The following is a 6,323-nucleotide window of genomic DNA, read 5'->3' as shown; positions in this document are numbered from 1 at the left end:
CGGAGCATTCCGTCAGGAAAAAGCGCAGCTTCCCGAAGGGTGGGATAGCTCCTAAAACTGCGCCATATCCAATGGACCAAGAGAATAAATAATATTTCCTTATATTCAATTCCGTAACGGTTTTAACCAGAGATAATTATCAATTATCAATTATCAATTAATTAAGCACCTTTTACTCACCCTAAATACCCTGAAACAATTGCCTGAATTAAAACTCATAAATTATTTGCTAAACTCACATCTACGGCTGAAAATTTATTCTAAAAATCACCCACTCTCCTTCTCTAGCTACAATATTTCCTTCAATATCTCCATGCCATTTAACCCTAGTCAAAATATATTTAGCCCCATATTTTTTCCCCACATTAACTAATTCTTTCCCCGTCTGTTGTGGAAACAAAATTTCCATCGCTCCCACGGCTAATTTATCATTCAAAGGTACGCCAAAAACGTCTTCCATTCGATTTTTCCACTCCCTAATTCCGCTATCTGTTTGAGGAAAATGTTTAAAGTCAACAATAACTGCCCTCTCAGAAAAAAACTGAAAATTTGACACAAACGGAGGGATTAAAATTATGTCATCTTTATCGCTAATCTGTCTAAATCTTAAAGCTAGTTTCGCCACTTCATCTTGAGGAACCCTGTTAAATTTTACCTGTTGTTGAAATACCTCTAAAAATTTTCCTGGCAATGCCTCAAATAATCCTAAAACAAATACTAAAGTTGTGACTCCAGCCAAACTATAAGTAATTAAATATTTCCGAGCGATATAGCTGCCGCTAGGCTCCGCCAACGCTAAATCAACTTCATCCAAAATAAGCGGAAATATTAACACCAAAAATAAACCCAATTTTGCCAATAAATGATGAAAACTTGAATCTATCGGTGGCTGCCATAAGAAAAATATTAATCCAGCTAAAACTATTAACCAGACTACTAACTTGTAACTCCAGTTCTCCCAAAAAAACAATCCCAACGATAATAGAAAAAAGCAAATTCCTTGATACGGCACAGGCAGAATTAGAGATATTATCAATAGTAAACCAACTCCTAAATTACCCTGTTGATATAAGTGATCGCTCAAAATACCCACAGCAATAAATATCATCAACTGAGCAAAAGGAACAGTTCGCGCTAACTGCAACTTAGCAAATAAAGCTAGTGGATAAACTTCGACAAAAATATAACCCAAAAACAAAGCAAAAATTGACTCTGCAATAATTAGGTAAAACTTCCATTTATCAAGACATCTTACATTAGTAAAAATTAAATCTTTTTTCCTTCCTGTTATCTCTTCTATCTTGCCTTTTCCCGACTTCTGCAAAAAATTTTCTGATTTAGCAAAATCAACTTTGTGAATACACAAACATCCACCCAAAATAAAACAGATAAAATCCAGCCTAATTTTCCAATTCCAATAACCAGGAATAATATGATGAGGATTTCTTACCCAACCGTAGATCAAAACAAATTCTTCATTACTAAATTTATCAGTGCTAGTCGTTCCAGTTAATAACATTGGCAGATAAACTAAACTTGCAAACCCAAATAAAATAATTAACGGCAAAACGACTTGCTTCAACTGCCGACTTTTTATCGCCTCAATAAACATAATAGGTATCATCATTATTCCAGGCAAAACGCCAATTAAAAATTGTAAAATTGAAGCGATACCGAAAAATAAATAACCAATTATCCATCTTTGCCGAAAACAGAAATAAATCCCCCAAACCGTTAAACTCATAGCAAAAGTTGCAGGTATAGGAGTTTTAGGAAAAAGTTCTAAATATCCAACTAAAGTGTAGGCAGTTAAACTTAAAAAAATTAAAATTGCTGCGGATAGCTTGGAACGAGTAAAGATTTTACTAATTGCAGATAAGCCACAGATAAAGCTAATAAATGAAATTAGATAATAAATAAAGTATGTGAGGGAAATACTATCAATAAATTTGCTGAGAAAATAAACTAAATATTGATAGTAATATCTGGGAGTAAATTTCAACATTTCCTGAACATAGTAATCATTAATATATAGTTCAGGATTCAACATTGATTTAATTTGAGGAACATGGGTATAATGATTTCCCACAGGAAAAGTGTATCCTCTGGTGATGAATGAACCGAGAATTATAAAAGTAAATAGAGATAAGGTAAAGTGCCAACTATATTTTTTAAGATGCCACATTTGTTATTGAAGAAGTAAGAGGGAAGAAGGAAGAAGGAAGAAGGAAAATCCATAAAATCCTAAGCATTTCCTCCGGAATGCTGCGCAAACAGCCGTCAGCTATTAGTTAGTCTCTTAAGTCCGCAGTTCGGACTTCAGCTATTAATATTGGGAAAGTTCAATAATGGATAATTGATAATTACCTCTCCCTAAAAGGAAGAGGATTGAATAAAAGGAAATTTTTTTCTTGTTTCTCCTATTAAAAATATTGTTTACTTAAGTCCTGTAAAACTTTTATTTTACTCCCTTTGAAAACTATAAATGACTAATAGCATTATGCTATTTAGTACTACTAGAAAATCTAGTTAACACCTAACACCTATCACCTAACATCTAACACCTTCTTTTTCAGAATTTTGATGGTTTCGATGTTCTTCTAAACCTCGCTCAATTAACTTGCCCACCAACCAAGACACAGAACGTTCATCCTCTTTTGCCCATTCCTCTAACTCTTTTTTCCACTCTGGAGGAATATAAGCTACAACTCTATCTAAATCTGTTTTTCCGCCCATTTTTAACACCTAATACTTATTTTTCTGATATTAAGCATACAAATAATTGACTAACTTGTGTTGTGCTATGCCTTGCTATACTACAATAAGCTAGTCAAGTCTAGCAAATACATCTTCATATCTGGTCATGTATCGGAAAAACTTAACCATTATTAATCAAACATTTCGTGAAGCTCATACAAAAACCTATGGAATTGTATTACTCTTCACCAGAGAATTAGAAAAAATGCGCCGAGTAGGGAAAGTAGCAGCAAATTTACTCAATTATCTTGAGCAAATGGTACAACCAGGAGCTGATTGCTAGTATCAATATCTATGGCAATTTCCAGCAATAACTGACACTCAAGATGGGGATTTTTTTGACTTAGCCAAAAAAATAGTTGACAATGTGCTTGGAGGTGATTTGATTGTACGTCAAAAAATTTGAATTAAAACTCAGTAACCAAGAGCGCTCAAAAATGGCTCAATGTGCTGGCCCGTGCTCGTTTCGTTTACAACTATGGCCTCAGTATGGTTAATGGAACTTCTGCCATGACCAAAGTTAACAAACGTGGTCAGAAAGTTAGCTTGAGTTACACATTACGCATTTTAGAAGCTAAAAAAGTCTTTACTAACTATGTAAAAAAGCAACCAGAATATGCCTGGGCAAATAATTATTCGTCTCGCATTTACCAAAGCGCTTTTCAACATCAGACAAAAAACTTTCAGCCCAATTTGAAAATACTGTCACTGTCACAGAAGAAGGGGTAGAAATTCTCACGTTAAATTAATTGAAAAAACAAATTTTCTGTATAAATAAATTATGGATGTCTTGTTATGAAATGAAGGCTTAAGACCTAAAATAATATAGTTAAACTAGCATAGATTTCTTTAAGTACATTAATATTATATAGTTTAAAAAAAATTGAATGCCTTTCCCACCAGAAAGTCCTTGCCTAAATATAGCGATCGCCCGCCTGAATATCCCAGAAGCTAATCATTTTGCCACCTGGGTAATGCAGGCTCCTTTTCAGCGTGGATATGTCCACCACGATCAAATTTGGCCAGAAACCTTGTCACAAGCTTGGGAGGCTTGGTTAGAAGTATTCTCTCCCCAAAGTTTACCTGCTATTCCGATCGGCACACCTCAACCAGCTTTAGCATCAACTCCAAATATTCATCCTGCCCCTGCTTCCAATGTCAAAATTAATCGTACCAGTCGCCTGATGCAAAATTTGGGTATTAGCCTGTGGCAGTGGCTATTTCAAGGAGAAATCGCTCAAAGTCTCCACCAAAGTCAAGGTATTGCCATTGGCCAAGAACTGCCCTTACAGGTAAGATTGGATATTCGCGCACCCGAATTAATTGCCCTACCCTGGGAAATCATGCAACCAGGAATCTCTTTACCTGCCTTTTCTCTAAGTAGGGAAATTTTGTTTAGTCGTACTACCAGTGATGTTCACTCCTTACCTCCTCTCCCACCTTCCCCATATTTGAATATTCTGCTGGTGATTGGGGAAAGTGCGCCTCAAGGACAATCACCTGTAGCTGAAGACCATCAATTTTCTACTTTGTCCAAATTAGAACTAGAAGAAGAAGCACTTCGACTAACTGAGGTTTTAAAACCCCGTGAGATTACAAACCAAAATTTACATAGAGTTAATTCTATTATTCCTTGCAAAGTTGATACATTGATTCAACCGACTCCAGAAGAATTAATTTCTCATCTAGATAAAAAAATTTATAATGTACTTTTTTATGCTGGCCATGGTAAACCAGGCCCAGATGGCGGTTGGTTATTTTTAGCACCTGACACTACTCTTAATGGTACTGAGCTAGCACAAGTTCTGGTTCGTAATGGAGTAACCTTGGCAGTATTCAATGCTTGCTGGGGAGCACAACCAGCTACAGACATATCTTCTGGTCAAATACAGGCAATAGCGCGCAGTAGTCTAGCAGAAGTATTAATTCATCATGGAGTACCAGCAGTTTTAGGAATGCGAGATGAAATTGCTGATGGAGAAGCTTTGAGTTTTATTCAAGTTTTTGCGCAATGCTTGAGAGAGGGAATGTTGATAGATCAAGCAGTAGCTGTGGCTAGGCAACAGTTATTAACTCTCTATAGATTTAATCAACCAGCTTGGACTTTACCAGTATTATATATGCACCCAGAGTTCAATGGTCAATTAATTCAAGTTTTCGATGAGTTGGTAACTCAACTACCTACTAACTCTCCAACTTGGATTAGTAGTTCAACTTCTAGGGCTTTTTTACGTTCTCAAGACAATAATGGTCAGGTTTGGCCTATTTGGCCTGGTACGATCGCGGTCGGACGTTCTCAGGAAAATGATGTGGTGATTTTTGAGCGGTGGGTTTCCCAAAAACACGCTGAAATTTTTTCTCGTTGTTTTCCAAGCGAACAGGTTCAACCCATTTATTTCTTAAAAGATATTTCTCGTTTTGGTACTTTAATTTATCAGTCTGGTGATTGGCAAAGAATTCATCGTGATGAGGTTGCCATAACATCAGGAACACTGCTAAAATTTGGCAGTTCTCAAGGTCAAGCTTTTGAGTTTGTAATTGAAGCAACAAAAGATTTTAGCTAGTTAATCTAAGTTAGAATTGCGGAACTAGCTAGATTGCTTTTGTAGCTGATTAAGTAGGAAATAACAATATTGCTAATTACCTACTTCTATTTTAATAATAGAAGATGAATTATTTTTACTAAGGAATAAAATTATGAATAATCAGCCTTCCCGCTCTCAGTTTTCTGCTAATAATTCTACCCAAGTAGAATTGGATTTATTAAATTCGATAGTTCTTGATGATATTGCCTATCCTTGGAATCCAGAAGCAGCAGAATCAGATACTTATTTTGATTCTCTTGAACAGGAACTACCATTATCTGATTTACTAACCGATCTGGAAATTACTTCCGGTTGCAAACATTTTTATAGTCAAACTGATCGACTGTTTTCTGTAATTGATATCCAGAATTCCTTATTTGAGAAGTTTTCAGGTCTTGCTCCCAAGAATTTACTCAACAAGTTAGGCAAGATTGCTGTTAATATTGTCGATCAGGTGAATAGTTTAGGGTCTATTCTATCTCTGTCAGACCAATTGGTACATTGTGTCAGCGAAGTTTTACCCGGTTGGGATTTGGAAGATTTGGAAGTAATGGCGCGTCCTCTAGCTTATTCTATGCGTGGTAGTCAAAATGATGCAGTAGAAAATACTTTGGCAACAATCCAATCTACTTCTTGGTCTGATTTGTCAGAAGTTGAACAAGCACGATTGAGTTTAGCGATCGCGCTCTATGCTATATCTGAAGCTAATAATTAATTTTTATCTCCCCAATTTAATATTTTAATAATAAATAGCGAATAGCGGTTTTTAGTTTTTTAATGCTCAATATTTACTGACGAGCAACTGAACTGAGAACCGCTAAATTTTTTTCTAACGGATATATAGCGCTGTTCGCTATATTGGAAATTTTTAACTCATCAAGGTTCGAGTAATTTAACAGAGCAACAAGCAGTAATGCGTCCGGTATTTCAACTCCTGAAAAAATACCAAATAATCCTCATAGCAGATAGAGAATTCCACAG

Annotated in this window: 6 protein-coding genes; 4 read left to right on the top strand and 2 right to left on the bottom strand. The window is 35.7% G+C overall.

Going from position 1 to position 6,323, the window contains the following annotated elements:
* Nucleotides 1-241 precede the first annotated feature (241 nt).
* Both F6K15_RS37175 and F6K15_RS37170 read right to left on the bottom strand, forming a co-directional pair.
* Nucleotides 242-2,185: a DUF6798 domain-containing protein gene (locus tag F6K15_RS37175; protein WP_293071042.1), complete on the bottom strand. Its 1,944-nt coding sequence runs from the start codon at nt 2,183-2,185 to the stop codon at nt 242-244.
* A gap of 365 nt (nt 2,186-2,550) precedes the next feature.
* The gene (locus F6K15_RS37170; protein WP_293071040.1) at nt 2,551-2,736 is read right to left on the bottom strand and encodes a CopG family transcriptional regulator; all 186 of its coding nucleotides are present in this window, start codon (nt 2,734-2,736) and stop codon (nt 2,551-2,553) included.
* 127 nt (nt 2,737-2,863) lie between these two features.
* Here F6K15_RS37170 and F6K15_RS37165 point away from each other — a divergent pair, with 127 nt between their 5' ends.
* The 4 genes from F6K15_RS37165 to F6K15_RS37150 all read left to right on the top strand — a co-directional run bounded on the left by F6K15_RS37165 (nt 2,864) and on the right by F6K15_RS37150 (nt 6,057).
* Entirely contained in the window at nt 2,864-3,040 is a 177-nt protein-coding gene (locus tag F6K15_RS37165) for a hypothetical protein (protein ID WP_293071044.1), read from the top strand.
* A 227-nt stretch (nt 3,041-3,267) separates the two neighbouring features.
* On the top strand, nt 3,268-3,486 hold the full coding sequence (locus F6K15_RS37160) for a hypothetical protein (RefSeq protein ID WP_293071038.1): 219 nt from the start codon (nt 3,268-3,270) through the stop codon (nt 3,484-3,486).
* Between the two features lie 158 nt (nt 3,487-3,644).
* Nucleotides 3,645-5,321 carry a CHAT domain-containing protein gene (locus F6K15_RS37155; protein WP_293071036.1) on the top strand — a complete coding sequence of 559 codons (1,677 nt, stop codon included), beginning with the start codon at nt 3,645-3,647 and terminating at the stop codon, nt 5,319-5,321.
* A gap of 133 nt (nt 5,322-5,454) precedes the next feature.
* Complete coding sequence (locus F6K15_RS37150) at nt 5,455-6,057, top strand: hypothetical protein (protein ID WP_293071035.1); 603 nt, start codon at nt 5,455-5,457, stop codon at nt 6,055-6,057.
* The last annotated feature ends 266 nt before the right edge of the window (nt 6,058-6,323 follow it).

It is taken from the genome of Okeania sp. SIO2B3 (genome assembly GCF_010672525.1).
Taxonomy (GTDB): Bacteria; Cyanobacteriota; Cyanobacteriia; order Cyanobacteriales; family Microcoleaceae; genus Okeania.
Note: the sequence above shows the minus strand (reverse complement) of the source record. Positions and strands in the feature narration are given on the sequence as shown.

Coding starts and splice junctions, on each gene's coding strand:
- F6K15_RS37170 (WP_293071040.1), bottom strand. CDS start 2,736: ATGGGCGGAAAAACAGATTTAGATAGAGTTGTAGCTTATATTCCTCCA.
- F6K15_RS37155 (WP_293071036.1), top strand. CDS start 3,645: ATGCCTTTCCCACCAGAAAGTCCTTGCCTAAATATAGCGATCGCCCGC.
- F6K15_RS37160 (WP_293071038.1), top strand. CDS start 3,268: ATGACCAAAGTTAACAAACGTGGTCAGAAAGTTAGCTTGAGTTACACA.
- F6K15_RS37175 (WP_293071042.1), bottom strand. CDS start 2,185: ATGTGGCATCTTAAAAAATATAGTTGGCACTTTACCTTATCTCTATTT.
- F6K15_RS37165 (WP_293071044.1), top strand. CDS start 2,864: ATGTATCGGAAAAACTTAACCATTATTAATCAAACATTTCGTGAAGCT.
- F6K15_RS37150 (WP_293071035.1), top strand. CDS start 5,455: ATGAATAATCAGCCTTCCCGCTCTCAGTTTTCTGCTAATAATTCTACC.